Genomic DNA, 18,138 nt, shown 5'->3' with positions numbered 1-18,138 from the left:
GCCGCAAGCGCCAGCGATAAGGACGACGAGAACGACAACCCCGACCAGATAGACCTGTTCTGATGCGAGACCCCTACCTAGTCCTCGGCTTGAGCACGGACGCCGATGACGACGCCGTCGAGCGTGCCTACCTGGAGGCGATCAAACGCTGCCCGCCCGAGCGTGATGCGACGCGGTTCAGCGCGATTCGCACCGCCTACGAGCAGCTGCGGACCCGCCGCGATCGGGCCGCCTTCGATCTGTTCGATACCACACCGCCGGCGGCGATCGATATCCTCGACAAGATCGCTCCGGTGGGCGCGCCGGCCAGACCCGAGCGCAGCCTGCTCCAAACCCTGCTGCGCGGCGAGCCTTGATGGACGAGGCGACGAAGGAAGCCCTGTCGGCGCAATTCCGTGCCTACCTGGATGCCGCCGGCGAGGAGCTGCCGGCAATGGGCGGTCCGAAAGGGCCGACACCGGACCTATTCACGCTGCTCGCCGAGCTGGCGGCGCTCAAGAACGAGGTCAAGCTGGAGTCCCGCCAGGTAAAGTCGGCGCTGGATGAGTTTCGCGGCCTGTTCGACACGTTGCGCGAGAGCCAGGCACGGCTCGGCGACGAGCAGGAGCGCCGCATCGAGCAGACACGGGCCGCTGACCGGCAGACCTGGAAGACCATGCTGCTGGAGCTCCTGGAACTGCGCGACCGCATTCAGGCGGGCCACGACCAGGCCGCCCGCTTTCGCCCCGGCTGGCTCATGCGCAGGCGGCGCGAACCGCAGCGCATTGCATCGCTTGCCGAAGGCATGGCGCTGACACTGCGCAGGCTCGACGAAACCCTGGCTCGCCGCGGCGTACGCCCCCTGCCGGCGGTCGGGTGCCCCTTCGACCCGCAGCGCATGCATGCTGCAGAGCTGGCGCGCGACCCGGAACGGCCCACCGGCCAGGTCGTCGCCGAGCTGCGCCCCGGCTGGCTGCTGCACGACGAGCTGTTGCGCCCGGCCGAGGTCATCGTCAACCGCACCGATTCACCCAAGACTACGGAAACAGAGCAGTGAAACACCCAATCATCGGCATCGACCTCGGCACCACCAATTCGGAGGTGGCCGTGGTCCAGGGTGGGCGTGCGCAGATCCTCGATGTGGACGGCGCCAAACTCCTGCCCTCGGTGGTCGGACTCGACGACGAGGGTGCCCTGCTGGTCGGCCAGAGCGCACGCAACCAGTACACACTCTTCCCGGAGCGCACCATCCGCTCCGTCAAAAGACGCATGGGCGAGGACGCGCATCTCCCCATGGGCGATCAGTCCTACCGCCCCCAGGAGATCTCCGCGCTGATCCTGAAGCGCCTCAAGAGCGCCGCCGAACAGCACCTCGGCCAGCCGGTCGAGAAGGCCGTGATCACCGTGCCCGCCTACTTCTCCGATGCCCAGCGCCAGGCGACTCGCGACGCCGGCGAACTGGCCGGACTCGAGGTCGTGCGCATCATCAACGAGCCCACCGCCGCAGCGCTCGCGTACGAGGCCGATCACCAAGGCGCCCGCACCATCCTGGTCTACGACCTCGGCGGCGGCACCTTTGATGTCTCGGTCGTTCGCATGACCGGCGACGTCACCGAGGTCCTGTCCAGCCACGGCAACAATCAGCTCGGCGGCGACGACTTCGACGCCCGTCTCATCGAGCACGTGCTCGCCCATCTCCGGGAGACGCAGGACGTCGATGCCCGCGAGAACCACGGCGCACTTGCACGTATCCAGCGCGCCGCGGAGGCAGCCAAGATCACGCTCAGCGACGCCCCCTATGCCCGCATCGACGAGGAATACCTGCTGGAGCACCAAGGACGGCCGCTGAATCTCTCCATGGAGATCGAGCGCGGCGAGTACGAGGACATGATCGCCGAGTTCATCGACGAGACGCTGGAGGCCGTGCACATCGCGCTCAAGGACGCCGGGCTTTCCGTCGCCGACCTCGACGAGGTGCTGCTGGTCGGCGGCGCAACGCGCACGCCGCTGATCCAGCGCCGACTCGAGGAGGTCCTGGGCATGCCGCCCCGCGCCGAGGTGAACCCGGACCTGTGCGTCGCCGCCGGGGCGGCGATCCAGGCCGCCGTCATCGGCGGCGACCAGGTCGCCTCCGTGCTGGTCGATGTGACGCCCTACACCTTCGGCACCAGTGCCCTGGGCGAGCTCGACGGCATGCCCTATCCCCACGTCTTCGTGCCGGTGATCCGAAAGAACACGCCGCTGCCGACCACCAAGAGCGAGGCATTTCAGACCATCGTCGACGGCCAGAGTCAGATCGATGTGCACGTCTATCAGGGCGAGGACGCGGACGCGCTGAACAACACCGAGATCGGCGCCTTCCGCATCGAGGGGCTCGGCGACGTCCCCGCCGGGAACGTCATCGTCATGACCTATGCGCTGGACGTCAACGGCATCCTCGAGGTCACCGCGCGCGAGAAGCGCACCGGGCTCGAGAAGGCGATCACCATCAACAACGCCACCGCGCGCTTCGAGGCGGATGAGCTCGACGCCGCCCGCACGCGCCTGTCCGCCCTCATCGACGGTGAGGCCGAGGTTGTCGTCGATGGCGCTGCCGCGGCGCCGATCGACCCCGAAATCAGCGAGCGCCGCGAGGTCGTGCAGGCCCGCGCCCTGGCCGAGAAAGCCGAGCGGCTGATGAGCACCGCCACGGCGGAAGACAAAGAGGACCTGGTGAATCTGATCGAATCCGTCAAGGACGCGCTCTCGGACAACGACATCCCAGCCTTGGAGCGCACCGTCACGGAGTTGTCGGACCTGGTCTACTACCTGGAATCCTGATCCCTATGGAGCGCTGCCCCAACTGTCGCGCCCGCATCGAAGGCGCGCCCGAGTGCTGCCGCCGCTGCGGTATGGACCTCGCGCTGCTCATGGCCGCCGAGCAGTCCGCCGAGCGCGCGCTGCGGGCCGCGCTGGTCGACCTTGCCGCCGGCGACCAAGACAAGGCCGCGCTGTCTCTGCAGCGTTCGTTGAACCTGAAGCGCACGCCGCTCGCAGCGTGCCTCGCGCGCTTCGTGGCCATCCGACAAACACCGCTCGGCTAGTGCAACACCGGGCCTGGCGATCGCTTGGTCGCTCGCGCCGCTGAGACGCGGACGGTCCATCCGCGGACCGTCCGGACCCGACGCGACTGCCCCCGCGTCAGTACTTCACCGAGCAGCCGTAGGGCCGGGTGATGGGCTTGTCCACGGGCTCGCCGGCGGCGAGGTCCGCCATGGCCAGGCGCACGTAGTTCTCGGCGCCCTCCACGTCGGCGAGGCTCGTGGTGGGCTTGTCGTCGATGCCGCCCATGTAGACCAGGGTGCCCTGGGCGTCGATGATGAACATGTGCGGCGTGGTGCGGGCGCCGTAGGCCTTGCCGATGTCGCCCTGCGGGTCCAGCAGCACCGCCGTGGGGGCGGCATTGCGCGAAGCCGTGAGCTGATCCGCCTGCTCGGCGCTCACATGGCCCTGCTTGCCGGGGGCGGATGAGATCACCGACAGCCAGGTGTAGCCGGCGTCGGCGGCCTCGCGTTGCAGCGCCTGCATGTTGCCGGATTGGTAGTGCTTCACCACATACGGGCAGTCGTGGTTGGTCCATTCCAGAATCACGGGCGTGCCCGCCAGATCGGCGAGAGCCCAGGTCTTGCCGGTGGTGTCGGTGCCGGTGAACGCGGGCGCTGCCTCACCCACTGCGGGCGCGGCGGCGGCGGTGCCGGTCATGAGGGCAATGCCCAGGGCGGCGGCGGTGGCGATGGCGATGGCAGGCAGTCGCATGGTCGGCTCTCCTCGGTGGTGGATGACAGTGGATGATGGTCGCAACGCCGCCGGAGCGCCGGCGGCTCAGCCGGCCCCGATCTGCGTCAGCACGATGCCCTCGGTGAGCACCTGCGGCAGCACGCGGGGCGCCCCGGCGGGCGGATAGTAGACGTAAATGGGCACGCCATTGCGCCCGAACGCCGCCAGATACTCGGTGATCGCCGCGTCACGATTGGTCCAGTCGCCCTTCAGGTACAAGATGTCGCCCTCGGCGAAGGCGCGGGCCACCGCCGGGCGGCCAAGGGCCACGCGCTCGTTCACCAGGCAGGTGATGCACCAGGCGGCGGTCATGTTGACGAACACGGGTCGGCCCTCGGCCCGGGCGGCGGCCAGACGCGCCGCCGAGTAGGGCTGCGCGGGTAACGCGGCGGAATCGCCGGCGCCGGCCGCCGTGCCCGTGGCGGTGACGCCCGGCGCCGCGGCGTCGCGCCCGGCGAGGCCGAGCCCCAGCCAGAGCGCCACACCAAGACCCAGCACCGCCGCGCCGACACCGACCCGCGGCCAGGGCGCGCGGGCATAGCGCGCACGCTCCTGCACCCAGAGCGCAAACGCCAGCACGAGCATGCCGGTGAGCGCCGCGGCGAGACCGCCCGGCCCCGTTTGCACCGCCAGCACCCACAGCAGCCAGGCGGCGGTGGCGAACATCGGAAAGGCCAGGGCCTGTTTCAGCGTCTCCATCCAGGGCCCCGGCCGCGGCAGCCGCGCCGCGAGCCCGGGCGAGAGCGCCAGCAGCGAGAAGGGCAGCGCCATGCCAAGCCCCAGCGCCAGCACCACCGCCAGGGCCGCCGGCCAGGGCACGGTCATCGCATAACCCAGGGCCGCGCCCATGAAGGGCGCCGTGCAGGGCGCCGCCACCAGCGCCGCCAGCGCACCGGTGCCGAAGGCGCCGAGATGACCCGCGGCCGGCCCGCCACCACCCTGGCCGAGCCCCATGAGGCCGGTCCCCAGCGTGAGCGCGCCGGCCAGACTCAGACCGAGCACCACGAACAAATAGGCCATCAGCGTCACGAACAGGGGCGATTGCAGCTGGAAGCCCCAGCCGACGGCGGCACCGCCGGCGCGCAGTGCCAGCAGCAACAGGCCAAGGGCCAAAAAGAACCCGAGCACGCCGGCGCCGTAGGCGAGTCCATGCAGGGCGCGGGTGCTGAACGGCGCCCCGCCCTGCCCCGCGAGCCCCAGGGCCTTGATGGCGAGCACCGGGAACACGCAGGGCATCAGATTCAGCACCAGCCCACCGAGCAGCGCGAACGCCAGCGCCAGCGGCAGGCCGAGGGCGCCGGCGGCGGGCGCCGCCGCCGATGCGGTGGCCGCCGGCCCCGGCGCCGCCGCAGCCGTCGCCGTGGCATCCAGGCGCAGGCCCCGCACTCCGTCGGCGCTGGTCACCTTGAGCAGCCCGGTGGCGGGCACGGATGCCGCGGCGTCGCCGGGTAACAGCTCCAACAGCAGGTGCGCGCCGTCCGCGCCCGTCTGCAGCCGCCACGGCTGTGGCGCCGCATGGTCCACCAGCCCCCAGGCGTCCGGGAAGAAGTGCACCGCCTGTACCGATGCCGGCAGCGCCGCCGCCGGCACCCGCAGGCTCAGCGCATCGTCGCCCCGGGTCAGGCGGGCGGCGACCACGCCGGGCTCGGGCAGCGCGGCGCGGGCGGTGGCGAACAGGCGGCGAACCGCGGCGGAAGGCGGCGCCGCGGCGGCGGCATCCGTCGCCAGGGTCAGGCTGAAGCTGCCCTGCTCCGGAATACACGCTTCCTCGCACACCAGCCAGCTGGCCTGCGCGGTGATGGGAATGGGCTCACCGACGGGCCAATCCGCCGGCACGCGGATGTCCACCAGATGGACGGCGCGATCCGAATAGCCGTAGTTCACCAGCGGACCCACGGCGATGGGCGTCGGCAACGGCCAGCGGATGGCGCCGGCGACGACGCCATCGGGCAAGGTCCAGCGGATGCGCGGCGGCTCTCCGGAGTCGCCCGGATTACGCCAGTAGGTGTGCCAATGCGCGCGGATGTCCAGCACCAGGGCCAGGTCCAGCGTGTCTCCCGGCGCCACCACGGCGCGCTCGGCGAGGAGCCTGGCACGGACATTGTCGGTGATGACCGGCGCGGAGGCCGCCGCTCCGTCGAGCATGCGTGCATCGACGGGCGGCTCGCCGCGGGTCTGCGGCGCGCCCGGGGCCGCGGTCGCCAGGGCCGCCGGCATCCAGGCCAGCAACAGGATGATGGTGAGCCTTTGCGCTGCGGCGCGGATCATGGCTTGAGCAACATGGGCTTGGGCAAGATGGGCCGGGCAAGGGAAGCGTAACGACGGGTTGCGCTTTGTCAATTTTTTCTGCACTGTTAGGCGGCGGTGTATTGGCCACATCGATAATAACCATGCAAGTGGCCGATCGACGAGGCACCCGAGCCGGGGCACACAGCCACGGGCTGCGACCCGACGGGGTGCGGGCGCAACCGCACAGACCCAACAACCAACGCGAGACGGGCCAGGCGGCCCCACCAGCCGCCGCAACCAACCACACCACCGCTTGCTGACCATCAGTCCACCGGAGGACCTGCCATGACCGAAACCACCGTCGCCGAGCAACAGGCCCGGCAGGATGCGATCCGCATCAACCGTGTCAGTCTCGAGCAGCCCTGGGAATGGCTCGACAAGGGCTGGCACGACATGATCCGGGCGCGCAAATACAGCCTCACCTACGGCGCCGTCATCGTCCTCATCAGCGGCCTGATCACCCTCGGCTTCATCAACGAGGGACTCACCTTCATGGTGCCCTTCCTCATCGCCGGCTTCTATCTGCTCGCACCCATCATCGGCTTGGGCCTGTATCAGATGAGCGCGCGGCTCGAGCGCGGCGAGAAACTGCACTTCTGCCATTTCCTGGAGGCCTGGAAGGGCAACCAGTCGCAGCTGGGCGTCATCACCGCGGGGCTGCTGATCATCATGCAGCTCTGGATGATGTCCAACTTCGTGCTCTTCGCCCTGCTCTACACCGGCATGCATCCGCCCCTGGATAACTTCTTCAGCACCGTGTTCCTATCCGGCGAGAACAACATCTTCGCCCTCGCAAGCATCAGCGTCGGCTTCGTGCTGGCCGGGGTGGCCTACGCCATCAGCGCCATCTCGGTGCCCATGCTCATGGACCGGGACGTGGACGGCTTCACGGCCATCCGCACCAGCGTCAAGGCCGTCATCGAGAACTGGCAGGCCATGATGCTGTGGGCGGGCCTGATCGTCATGTTCATCGCCCTGGGGCTCATGTCGTTCTACATCGGGCTGTTCGTCGCCATGCCGCTGGTGGGCCACGCCACCTGGCATGCCTATCGCGACATCGTGCCGCCACAGGACTGAGCGCGGCCCACCGCGCGGCGGCCAGGGATGGCCGCGCGGGTTGAAGTAACCCCACCTGACCTACAGCTTTTCGGCACTCCATCTCAGAGCCCACAGCACAACCCGCCAGAGGTGCCCGATGAGCGACATGTCCCACCCCGATCCCGCCGAGCTGCAAGCCGGCCCCAAGACCTGCGCCCGCTGCGGCGCCAGCTTCGTCTGCAAAGTCAACGACCTCCCCCACTGCCAGTGTGTCGGGGTCAACCTGTCGCCGGATCTGCTGGGCAAACTGCAAGACACCTACAGCGACTGCCTGTGCTCGCGGTGCCTGAAAGAGATCGCCGGCAAAGCCCGCGCGGGCGACGTGGTACTCAGCGAAGGGCGCCCGTAAGCGCACTTGCACTCGCACCCGCGGCGGGCCTGAGACCGCCGGGCCCTGTGATAACCTGTCCCTTTAGACGCCGGGGACGATCACAGCCATGGCAGTACGCGCGTTCGACAGCATCATCATCGGGGCCGGGCCCGCCGGCGAAGGGGCGGCCATGAAGCTGGCCAAGGCCGGGCAGCGGGTCGCCGTGGTGGAGGCCCACAACCAGGTGGGTGGCGGCTGCACCCACTGGGGCACCATCCCCAGCAAGGCCCTGCGCCACTCCATCCAGATGCTGGCGGACTACCGCCACAATCCGCTGTTCCACCACACCCTCGACCAGGTCGATATCCAGTTCCCCGATCTGCTGCGGGCGGCGGACTCGGTCATCGACCACCAGGTGCGCACCCGCTACCGCTACTACCAGCGCAACCGCGTCGAGGTGATCTTCGGCCGCGCCCGTTTCGTGGATGCACACCGCATCGACGTGGTGCGACCGGATGGCGCCAACGAGTCCCTGCGCGCCAAGCACTTCGTCATCGCCACCGGCTCCCGGCCCTATCACCCGCCGGACGTGGACTTCTCCCATCCAAGGGTGCGGGACAGCGACTCCATCCTGGGCCTGCAGCACACCCCGCGCAGCCTGACCATCTACGGCGCCGGCGTCATCGGCTGCGAGTACGCCTCCATCATGAGCTACCTGGACATCAAGGTGAACCTGGTGGACACCCGCGACCGGCTGCTGTCCTTTCTGGATGACGAAATCACCGACGCCCTCAGCTACCACCTGCGCGAGCAGGGCGTCGTCATCCGCCACGACGAGACCTACGAATCCGTGGAGCCCGCCGCCGACGGCGTGGTGCTGCACTGCAAGTCCGGCAAAAAGCTCAAGACCGACGTGCTGCTGTGGGCCAACGGCCGCAGCGGCAACACCGAGCAGATGGGGCTCGAGGACATCGGTCTGGCGCCGAACAAGCGCGGGCAGCTGGAAGTCAACGACAGCTACCAGACCGAGCTGCCCCACATCTATGCCGTCGGCGACGTCGCCGGCCCGCCGGCGCTCGCCAGCGCCAGCTACGATCAGGGCCGCTTCGTGGGCGCTCACATCGCCGACGGCCAATGCGACTGGTCACTGGTGGAAGAATTCCCCACCGGCATCTATTCGGTTCCGGAGATCAGCTCGGTGGGCCGCACCGAGCGCCAGCTCACCGCCGAGCAGGTGCCCTACGAGGTGGCCCAGGCCCACTTCAAGGCCATCGCCCGCGCCCAGATCACCGGCCACACCGTGGGCATGCTGAAAATCCTCTTCCACCGCGAGACCCTCGAGATCCTCGGCATCCACTGCTTCGGCGAGCAGGCCTCGGAGATCATCCACATCGGCCAGGCCATCATGCGCCAGCCGCCGCCGGCCAATACCATCCAATACTTCGCCGAAACCACCTTCAACTACCCCACCATGGCCGAGGCCTATCGCGTGGCGGCGCTGAACGGGCTGAACCGGCTGTTCTGAGCACGTCTGCGCCGATCTCAGAACAATCCCATACTCACATAGTGCGCCTCATTGCGCGGAAACGGATCACGCTCGGTCCAGCCCTCCTCCTTCAGATCGGTGATGATGTGCTGCCGGGCCACCGGCCCGGCTTCTTCGCCGAACAACGCAATCGCCTCGCGAATGCCGGCCTCGTGATGGCGCACCCGCCGATGGCGCATGCCATAGGGCGGCTGACCGGCAAAGGCATCGAGCCAGCGGTGAACCGCCTCGAAGGGCTCACCAAAGAGGGCTACGGTTTCTTCACAATGCGCTTCAAAGCGGGCCATGGGGATACCTCCAATCGCTGTGTGGTTGCCAGGTGGTTGTCATCGCTGCGGGCTCAGGCGCACAGTTCCAGATACCGGCAGAACGCATTGGCCATGCGCATCTGCGTTGGTGTCTTGCACTCGGGCGCGAACAATGCCGGCTGGCCCACCAGGATGCAGAGCGCCATGGCGCGCGACGTGGCGACATTGAAGCGGTGCGGATCATAGAGAAAGGACATGCCCCGGGGCGCATCGTCCGGACTCGAGCTGGTGAGGGAATAGATCACCACCGGCGCCTCCTGCCCCTGAAAGCGATCCACCGTGCCGACGCGCTCGCGCAGCGCCGGGAGGCGGGCGCGCAAGGCACCCACCTGCAGGTTGTAGGGCGCCACGATCAGGATGTCCTCGGGCGTCAGCCCATGCTCGGCACCTTCCTTGTCGCGCCACCGACCGCCATTGAGCAACTCCTCGACGATGTCCCCGATCAGCTCGGCCTCCTCCGGCGCCCGGGCACCGTTGCCCTGGTGCTCGAGGGCGACGAACCGCAGACCGGCACCGGCACAGCGCGACTCGGCGGCGGCCGACAGAATCGCCTGCCGCGCCAGCTCGGGCCGGGCCGTGAGCCGGCCCTCGTAGTAGATCTCGGAGGTGAAGCGCGCAATGTCCGGATGCAGCCGATACGTGGTGTCCAGAAACAGCCCCCGATCCGGGGGCATGGTCTCGGCGCCCGCCAGCAGATGCGCCAGCGCCGAGACCGCGCTGCCCTCCGGGTGGCTGCTCTGCAGCGGCTGCTCCAGTTGCTGGGGATCGCCGAGCAGCACCAGACTGCGCCCCGCCGGCGCCACCGCCAGCACATTGCTCAGGGACATCTGCCCCGCCTCGTCCACAAACAGCACGTCCACCGACTGCTCGAATTGCTCCCGGCTCCAGCACCAGGCCGTGCCGCCCACCAGCGGGTAGTCGCCGTGGTCGAGCCCATCGCGCAGGGCGCCATAATCGTCGATGTACTCCAGGGCCCAGGCGCCCTCGTACTCACCATCCTTTTTGTAGGCGGCACGCAGGTCGAGTCCGCGGGCCTGCGCCTGCTGCATCGCTCCTTCCATCAGGTTGTGGATCACCTTGTGGCTCACCGCCGTCACGCCCACCCGGCGCCCAGCCTGCACCAGCTCACAGATCATGTGCGCCGCGGTGAAGGTCTTGCCGGTGCCGGGCGGCCCCTGAATGGCCAGGACATGGCCGTCGAGCTGGTGCACCAGCCGACAGGCCGCCGCCAACGGTTGCTCGCCGTCGTGCTGCAGAGTGCCCCGGGGATCCGCCAGCGCCGAGGGCCGTCGTAGCAGCAATGCCACCGCCGTCCGGTAGGGCGCGCTCGGCCTGAGGCCCTGCGCGATGACGAATGCACCCAGCCGCATCAGCGATTGCTGCAACACGTCGGCCGGCACACGGCTGTGCAGCACCAGCCCCGTGGGATGCGCCGTCGCCGTATCCCGGCGCTTTTTCACATCGATGGTCCGCTCCAGGTTGTCCACCGCCACGATGCGGCCGACCTTGCCAACGCCCGGCGCGTAGGCGTCATCGCGCACCCGCGCATCCAGTTCCTGGTCAGGAAACCCATAGCGATGGACCGGCGCCCGGCCCGGCTCGACCTCGGCACAAAACGCCAGCCCGGCCACCGCCCGGCGCTCGTCGATGAAGTCGGTCTCCTCCAACGCCAGCAGGCGGAAGTACTCCCACCAGGTCGCCTTTTCCTCGCGCCGATGGAATTCCATCATGTGCGCCAGCAGGAATTGCGCCTGCTGCGCGTCACTGCGCGCATCGGGCTCGTCCGGCACGCCCTGCAGCAAGGCCTCGCGCAGGGCCTGCAGCTCCTGTTCCAGCGCGCTGATCTCGGGTGCGGCCTCCGCCTGGGCGGAGGACGGCCGCTCGCAGGTGGCACCGTCGGCGATCGCTTGATCACGCAGCTGCTCCAGCCAATCGCGCAGCCGACGGGTGGACTCACAATCCTCGCGGTTGTAGGCCTCCACCACCGCCATCTGTTCCCGGGCCGCCGCGGCGCCGTCGCCGGCGTCGATGGCCTGCTCCAGCAGACGCCGACACAACGCGGCCGTGCGCAGATCCTGGCGCCGCTCATAGCCGTAGAAGGCCTCCAGATCCTTCAGTGAGTAGCGCTCGACGCTGGCGATGAGCGCACGCCGCACCACCCGGTGCAGATCGACGAACGCCTCTGAGCGCAGCAGTTGGTCCAACGCCTGCTGGCGCGTCGCATAGCGGCCTATCAGCCGCTTCAGCGCCGCCGGCTCGTAGGGTGCAAAGTGGTAGATGTGCGCATTGGGGTTACGCGCCCGAACCGCCATCGCCTGGTCGATGAACGCCTCGAAGGCCGCACGCTCCTCCGCCCGGGTCGTCGCCCAGTGGGCGATGTAGCGCTCGCCCTGCCCCGGCTCGTGCAGCAGATAACCGGTCAGATATTCCTGCACTCCCTGATCGGCGAAGTGGTTGCCTTCGAAATCCAAAAAGATGTCATCGGGCGTGGGCGCCGGCAGCAGCGCCAGTCCATGCTGCGCATCCAGGGGCTGACGCAGCTCATGCAGAGGCTGCCCAAGTTCTCGGCCCCGCCACTGCATCCGGGCCTGATCGCGGGTGCGCAGCAGCGCCTCCAGCGAGCCCTTGTGCGGCCGGCCCAGGTCGGCCTGCCCGGCGAGCGTCTCCAACCGCGCCACCCCCAGCGCCTTCAGCACCGCGATCTGACCCTTGGTGATGCCGGCCACATAGCCCAGGTGATCGTCGCCGCGCCGGCGCCGATCGCAGGCCTGCCACCAGACACACAGATCACAATGCGGTACCGGCTCGGGATAGGTCTCGGGAGGCTGTGCGATGAAGTCACCGAGCAATCCCGTCAGCAGCCGAAAATAGGCCGCAAAGTCCGCACTGCGATAACGCTGCGGAACAAAGCCGCTACCGGGCACCACCGCATGCATCCAGGCGGGCCGGACACCCTGGAGTTGCTCCACCAGATAGGAATAAACGCACAGCTGCAGGATGGTGCCGGCCCGCGTCTCCCGCGCCAGCTTGGTGTCGTACACCTCGTAGGACCAGGCCCCCAGCGCGCTCGGCGTCGCCACCCGTCGCAGCACATCCGCCCGCCCCGACCAAAACCCATCCGCCAGCATCGGCTGGTAGATCACCTCCGCACCGCTGCGCATGGCCTCGAAGGTGCGTGACAGACCCTGCCTGGCGGCCTCGGCCTCGTCCGCATCGGTCTGGTCGCGATCGCTCACACAACGGGTCACCGCAAGGCCCTGCGCCTGCAGATGCGCCAGAAACGCCTGCTCATGCGCCACGCCCTGGGCCCGCAGCGCCTCGATGACCGGCCCCGATCGCACGGGCCGATCGCACAGGCCGCTGGCCACCTCGAGATCCCGCCGCGACAGGTGCCGACAGGAGAGGAAATTCCCCAGATCAGTGGGGGCAAGCGTGAGACCGCCCTCTCGTTTACGCATCGTGCCCCCTGGAAACCTTGACGGCGTTACACGTCTATCGCTGTATCAATTGCGGCTGAAAACGGCTACAACAGTCGTTGCCCAAACCGTCGGATGACCCGCCGCTGTGGCGTCGGTCCCTGCGCGGGTGCGTCGGGTGGGCCCGCGGCATCCAGCCGACCGACGGCGCGCATTGTTTCGGATGGTCGCGACAGGAAATGTCGCGGGGGGTTGTTCAACTATGCCCCGTAGTCCGCCGTCACCAAAAGCACCCCTCGGCAACCCACTATCCAACAACCTGATATTCCTCAACCCGGAGACACAGCATGCCAGTACCTCCAACCCCTCTCACGCCAGAGACTCTATCGGATTGTCATCAAGCAATCGCCGACATCCTCAGCTCCGCCACACTGATTCAACGATTTCAGCACGTTGTAACGCATATCTGCGACAACTATACCGCCGCAAACACTTGCCCAATACTGTTTCTAACAACCGCCGTACCAGACTTCCGGCTGAGAGCAAACGGAACCAATTGCTTTATTGTTCGCCCTGCCGGGAGATTGTGGGCCCGGCTACACTCTCAATTTGCGTCACGTCATGGCTTCCAACCTGCTCCTGACAACCGAAACCCCAACGCTGTGGTGGGGCCGTTCACCATCGGTGCCGATAACATTGCGATTCTCGATAACAGGACGCTTATCGAAATCGCTGAACATGCCCTAAAAACCCAATGCCCTGACCTCAATATCAACTCTCTAGCCGATCTTGCAAATGATGTCTGAGCCCTTCGCTTAAACGGTCTGTCTGTCGTTGAACGCGGGTGCATGGGGCACGCAGCCCGAGAGCAAAGGTATGCCGCCCATATGTTCCGCAAACCGACCGAGCGCGAAACCACGATGCGGCGTCGGCGCGCCGAAAAGCCATGTGCCGCCATTGCACGGCGTGACTCCGCGCATAGTCACGGCAGCCCCCGCGCACCGGAGACCAGCGCAGTGTCTATGCGCCGCCATCCCCTAGGCACTGGAGACTCAGCTGTTGGCAAGCCAACCTGCCGACGACGCGCCACCAAACCGACTGCCCCACACACTGGAAACGCAATATGCCACTATCTGAAACCGTCCTTACGAGCGCCACCCTCGCCACATGCCAGCAAGCCATCGCCGAAACAGTCACCGGTAAGGACGGAGCCTTCATCGAACGTTATCAAGACGTTGCTAGGTATCTCTGCGACAAGCACAGCAAAGAAAACAACTGCAGAATAATCTGCAAAACAACCAACGCTCATGATGGCGACTTCCGGTTCGAGGCCAACGGCACTAACTTTCTCATTTTTTTTAAGAGCGGCTTACTGTGGGCACGGTTGCCTACACAATTCGCGAGAAATGAAGGCTTCGCGTTCGCAGCTGATAACAGAAACCACAACGCCCCTCAAGGTCCTTTTCAAAAGACTGCGGGTCACGCATTAGCCCTCACCGACGAGTCACTCAAACAAATCGCAGATCAAGCGCTTACGACTCAATGCCGCAACATAACACTCGCGACCACGTCCAGTACCGGAACAAGCCCTCAACCCCTGCGACCACTGCTTCGCTACCCGTCTGATCAAGAACTCGAAGACGCGGTTGACGCACTCGGACCCACTAATGTTCCGTTAGATGCAATCCTCGCGTATCTCGAGCAACGTGCACCTGCCGCTGGCTACCGCGATGGTTGGCGACAATATGCAGCTAATAAACTTGATGAGCTCGCTCAAAACACTGAAAAAGCTCAAAACCCTTGACATTCTCGCCCGCACTCGCGCGCACGTCACGCAGAGAGATGCGCGACGTGCCGCTTCGGAGCAATGATCGTGCCGTTGATAAAGAATCCAGACGGAAGCTACTCCAAAATCATGGAACCAGCGAACATTTTCGATTACTACGCCTTAAATGGCTTTCAGTTCAGTAACGAGATCATCACTCGCTATGCTACATCTCTGCTTACGAAACCATTCGTTATCCTGACCGGTATATCCGGAACCGGTAAAACGAAGATTGCGCAATTGTTTGCTGACTATATTCATAACGGATTAGCACCTACGGACCGGGAAAATCGGATCGCATTCATACCGGTAAGGCCAGATTGGATGGACAACAAGGGATTACTGGGCTACCACAGCATCCTCGACAACAAATACCATGCACCCAAAGCGCTTCGCCTGCTTCTTGAAGCTAGCAGGAACGAGAATAAAGGCATTCCTCATTTCATCATCCTCGACGAAATGAATCTCGCCAAGGTCGAGCATTATTTCTCCGATTTCTTAAGCATTATGGAGACTAAAACCTCCAACAACCCAGCTGGCGAACCCCTTACTCTCCACAATCAAGGCAACGACATCTTTACTGCTGACGGCATACCCATCCCGTCAAAACTCCACATACCGGAGAACGTCTTCATAACGGGGACTGTCAATATTGACGAGTCTACCTACATGTTCAGTCCCAAGGTCCTCGATCGGGCCAATGTCATCGAATTTAATGATGTAATCTTCGATGCTGCCAACGATCCAACAGCTACTGGCACCGCAGACAAAAGATCATCTCGTGGTAATTTTTCGATTCAGAAGCCGCAGCACGCTCAACTAGTGCAAATACTAAGGGCTACTATTAATCAGCAACCTACTTCACACATTCGGCAAGACTCCTCACACGGAGAAGAAGTCAGATCAATCCGCAAAGAAATCGCAGCCATCCTTTCGATACTCAAGCAGTACAACCTTCATTTCGGATACCGCGTCATCGATGAGATCCTCAGGTTCGCCACCCTTGCAGAGCAGCATGTAAACGCTGATGACAATCTCGCGACCACAATACTCGATATCCAGCTAAGCCAAAAAATACTACCCAAATTCCATGGACCACAGGCCAAGCTCGAGGCACCGCTCACCGCACTCCTGGACTACGCGAAACCGGCCGTAGCCGAAACCACTGAACGACAGGTCGCCTTGCCGCGGAGCGCCGAAAAGCTCGAGAGAATGCTCGACCGACTCAAGGCGCAGGGATACGCAGATTTCATAGACTGATATTGCTCACGCCTCATGACCGACAGCAGGCATCGCCTGCGCCACCAATCATCGCAGAAGTCCGCGCTGTGACGACTTCGGTGGATGGGGCGCGAGAGCAGCCTGATATGTAATTCCGACCGATACCGTACCTTGATGCCACGCGATCAAATCATCGGCTACCACGAGGCCTGTGACATCGTCATCACAACAGCGCCAACTGCCATTGCCAGGGAGCAGTTGGAAGCGTGCGGTGTTACCGATCAGAGCACGCCGTTGCAGCTACGCGAGCTTGGTGTCTACTACCTGAAGTGCCTGGGTAAGATCCCCGATTTCCTGAACGGCAACTGCCCGTATGTACGACGATCTTTTCCGGAGGGGCTGTTCGAAATCGGCTTTCGCAACTGTGTTGGCCTCACACGTATCGGACCAATACCCGTCGTAGTCGGTAACAAAAAACTCTCCAAGCCCGCTTATCAAAGTCTCCTGGACGCGGTCGTCAGTGAGCTGGCCAGCCTCATCTTCGGGCACCCGCAACCGACCGGGCAAAACATCCAGCGCGGCGAGCCGGGTAGAGATGTCGCCTACCTGGAGATGTGCTTTATCCGTCAAGCGCTGTCCTCGGAGAAGCCCAACATCGATGGTATCGCCGCATCCATCCTTGCCAACCCCCACCGTAAATTCCTGCTCACACGCCAGACTCAAAAGATAGAAGACGTTACCGATGTCGATGTTACGGCATGGCAGAACCTTGGCAGCCAACCCCAATACCTTGCCAGCATTGAGCACAACGCATCCCTGCAAAACACTCCGTTAGGGCAGGCACTCAAGCAGGCATCCGGGCGAGACCTGTTTCCGCGGCAGTTGACGATTCAGCAAAAGCAACAGACCCTGGACACGCCTGAGAATCGCTTCGTCAAGTATGTGCTGACCTCGCTCCGGCAGAGGATTGAGGGATTTCGTCGCAGTTACGACGGCGTCGGTGGGTTTCTTAACCCTGATCTCGACGCAGACCTCGCGCAGATCGAAGCAGGTATCCGACGCTTCGCGCAGGCGCCCTTGTGGAGAGACGTCGGACAAATGCGATTCTTTCCGGCGTCTTCGCAGATCCTACAGCGCAGGGATGGCTACAGACAGCTCTTCAGATTATTTTCCCTGCTCTCCCTGCGCAGCACATGTGTATACGACCTTCCTGACTTCAGCCGGATCATCGAGACAAAGGATTCGGCAACGCTCTACGAATACTGGGCCTTTTTTGTTGTGAAAGGGTTGCTGGACGAGAAGCTGGGGCCAGGGTCATTTCGCCTGTTTTATGGTGAGCAGGACGTCAAGGAACGGCACCTACCGGAAGGCCTGGTCATCAATTACAACGACGATGTACGGCTCTACTTCAACCGCTCCTACCCGATACCGCTCAGTTATTCACACAAACTCAGACCAGATATTGTGATCGAAAAAGGCCCGGGGCACGCATGTTTCCGCCTCATCCTGGACGCGAAATTCAAGGGCAAAGACGCCGGATTCTATGGTACAGAAGAGGACGATGGTACCATCAAACGGTGGAACGATCAGGACATCGACAAAATGCATACCTATCGCGATGCGATCACCGGCACCAGCGGGGCATTCATAATTTATCCAGGCTGCGAGAGCGCAGAGTTCGTGCCGCCTGACGCGACGTTCCCGGGTACCGGCGCCATTGCATTAAGGCCGGCGGATGGCGCCAGACCCGACGAACAAGGATTAGCCTGTTTACGGCAGTTGATTGACCGGTTTATAAAACTCCCTGCACAGCCGGGTGCATCCGGTTGATCGCGATCGATCGGCGGAATCATGGCCTAGCGAGCGAGAACCTGCTCGGCGGCGTACTGGACATCGACCACCCATGCCCCGGCGCCGCCCGCGGTCGGCCGTGGCCATGCTTTTGAATCCCAGTGGCCCGCCTTGCCATCGCTGCCCTCCCCCGTCGGCGGCGAGTAATGGTACACAGCGTCAGCGCAGCCGAGCAGAACTGAATGGACACGGCGTTGATCTCGCGGAAAAGGTCGACGTCTGTCAAGTCGCCTATCGTATTTCTGAGTCTCATGTGATGTTTTTGTAAGTCACATGGAGTGCGGGATCGCCGGGGGCACGCGCGTCAGCGATGTTGACCTGTCCAGCAAAAAGGCTGGACGCGACAACGTTTGTCGGTGTCATCGGGTGTCATAGGCGCCCCCTCAGCCCCGCAACCGGAGCCGCCAGCATGCGACCACGACACGCGACTGCAATCAACAGAGCCCATTTCGTCGACTTGATCCTGTTTCTCGAGCACT

At 64.6% G+C, this 18,138-nt stretch carries 15 protein-coding genes; 11 read left to right on the top strand and 4 right to left on the bottom strand.

The genetic code is table 11. The features are described from left to right. The first annotated feature begins 62 nt into the window (after positions 1-62). The 4 genes from QZ588_RS07995 (at position 63) to QZ588_RS07980 (ending at position 3,062) form a co-directional block, all read left to right on the top strand. Positions 63-356 carry a DnaJ domain-containing protein gene (locus tag QZ588_RS07995; protein ID WP_295541548.1) on the top strand — a complete coding sequence of 98 codons (294 nt, stop codon included), beginning with the start codon at positions 63-65 and terminating at the stop codon, positions 354-356. Beyond that, positions 356-1,036 carry a nucleotide exchange factor GrpE gene (grpE, locus tag QZ588_RS07990; protein WP_295541547.1) on the top strand — a complete coding sequence of 227 codons (681 nt, stop codon included), beginning with the start codon at positions 356-358 and terminating at the stop codon, positions 1,034-1,036. Before QZ588_RS07995 ends, grpE begins: the two co-directional genes overlap by 1 nt. Further along, positions 1,033-2,799 carry an Hsp70 family protein gene (locus QZ588_RS07985; RefSeq protein ID WP_295541546.1) on the top strand — a complete coding sequence of 589 codons (1,767 nt, stop codon included), beginning with the start codon at positions 1,033-1,035 and terminating at the stop codon, positions 2,797-2,799. Before grpE ends, QZ588_RS07985 begins: the two co-directional genes overlap by 4 nt. A gap of 71 nt (positions 2,800-2,870) precedes the next feature. Further along, the gene (locus tag QZ588_RS07980; protein ID WP_295541545.1) at positions 2,871-3,062 is read left to right on the top strand and encodes a hypothetical protein; all 192 of its coding nucleotides are present in this window, start codon (positions 2,871-2,873) and stop codon (positions 3,060-3,062) included. 97 nt (positions 3,063-3,159) lie between these two features. Here QZ588_RS07980 and QZ588_RS07975 read toward each other — a convergent pair whose 3' ends face one another. Together QZ588_RS07975 and QZ588_RS07970 are read right to left on the bottom strand one after the other, a co-directional pair. After that, the gene (locus tag QZ588_RS07975; RefSeq protein ID WP_295541544.1) at positions 3,160-3,774 is read right to left on the bottom strand and encodes a thioredoxin family protein; all 615 of its coding nucleotides are present in this window, start codon (positions 3,772-3,774) and stop codon (positions 3,160-3,162) included. Positions 3,775-3,840: 66 nt separating this feature from the next. Further along, positions 3,841-6,063: a thioredoxin family protein gene (locus QZ588_RS07970; protein ID WP_295541543.1), complete on the bottom strand. Its 2,223-nt coding sequence runs from the start codon at positions 6,061-6,063 to the stop codon at positions 3,841-3,843. A gap of 306 nt (positions 6,064-6,369) precedes the next feature. Between QZ588_RS07970 and QZ588_RS07965 the strand changes: the two genes are divergently transcribed. The 3 genes from QZ588_RS07965 to sthA all read left to right on the top strand — a co-directional run bounded on the left by QZ588_RS07965 (position 6,370) and on the right by sthA (position 9,017). After that, a complete protein-coding gene (locus tag QZ588_RS07965) occupies positions 6,370-7,161 on the top strand; it encodes a DUF2189 domain-containing protein (RefSeq protein ID WP_295541542.1) in 792 nt (263 codons plus the stop codon). Positions 7,162-7,279: 118 nt separating this feature from the next. Next, on the top strand, positions 7,280-7,531 hold the full coding sequence (locus QZ588_RS07960) for a cysteine-rich CWC family protein (protein ID WP_295541541.1): 252 nt from the start codon (positions 7,280-7,282) through the stop codon (positions 7,529-7,531). Positions 7,532-7,619: 88 nt separating this feature from the next. Then, positions 7,620-9,017, top strand: a complete 1,398-nt coding sequence (gene sthA / locus QZ588_RS07955) for a Si-specific NAD(P)(+) transhydrogenase (RefSeq protein WP_295541540.1) — start codon at positions 7,620-7,622, stop codon at positions 9,015-9,017. A gap of 17 nt (positions 9,018-9,034) precedes the next feature. On the opposite strand, the gene QZ588_RS07950 is transcribed toward sthA, so the two are convergent. Then, positions 9,035-9,325: a hypothetical protein gene (locus QZ588_RS07950; protein ID WP_295541539.1), complete on the bottom strand. Its 291-nt coding sequence runs from the start codon at positions 9,323-9,325 to the stop codon at positions 9,035-9,037. 53 nt (positions 9,326-9,378) lie between these two features. After that, on the bottom strand, positions 9,379-12,804 hold the full coding sequence (locus tag QZ588_RS07945; RefSeq protein ID WP_295541538.1) for a TM0106 family RecB-like putative nuclease: 3,426 nt from the start codon (positions 12,802-12,804) through the stop codon (positions 9,379-9,381). Between the two features lie 305 nt (positions 12,805-13,109). Between QZ588_RS07945 and QZ588_RS07940 the strand changes: the two genes are divergently transcribed. From QZ588_RS07940 to QZ588_RS07925, 4 genes are all read left to right on the top strand, one after another. After that, on the top strand, positions 13,110-13,568 hold the full coding sequence (locus QZ588_RS07940) for a hypothetical protein (RefSeq protein WP_295541537.1): 459 nt from the start codon (positions 13,110-13,112) through the stop codon (positions 13,566-13,568). Between the two features lie 317 nt (positions 13,569-13,885). After that, the gene (locus QZ588_RS07935) at positions 13,886-14,566 is read left to right on the top strand and encodes a hypothetical protein (RefSeq protein ID WP_295541536.1); all 681 of its coding nucleotides are present in this window, start codon (positions 13,886-13,888) and stop codon (positions 14,564-14,566) included. A 69-nt stretch (positions 14,567-14,635) separates the two neighbouring features. Then, on the top strand, positions 14,636-15,847 hold the full coding sequence (locus QZ588_RS07930) for a hypothetical protein (protein WP_295541535.1): 1,212 nt from the start codon (positions 14,636-14,638) through the stop codon (positions 15,845-15,847). A 135-nt stretch (positions 15,848-15,982) separates the two neighbouring features. Further along, the gene (locus QZ588_RS07925) at positions 15,983-17,638 is read left to right on the top strand and encodes a DUF2357 domain-containing protein (RefSeq protein WP_295541534.1); all 1,656 of its coding nucleotides are present in this window, start codon (positions 15,983-15,985) and stop codon (positions 17,636-17,638) included. Positions 17,639-18,138: the final 500 nt, after the last annotated feature.

Origin of the sequence: uncultured Thiohalocapsa sp. (genome assembly GCF_913062725.1) — a bacterium.
Lineage (GTDB): Bacteria > Pseudomonadota > Gammaproteobacteria > Chromatiales > Chromatiaceae > Thiohalocapsa.
The sequence above is the reverse complement of the archived record's forward strand: the minus strand, read 5'-3'. Positions and strand labels throughout refer to the sequence as shown.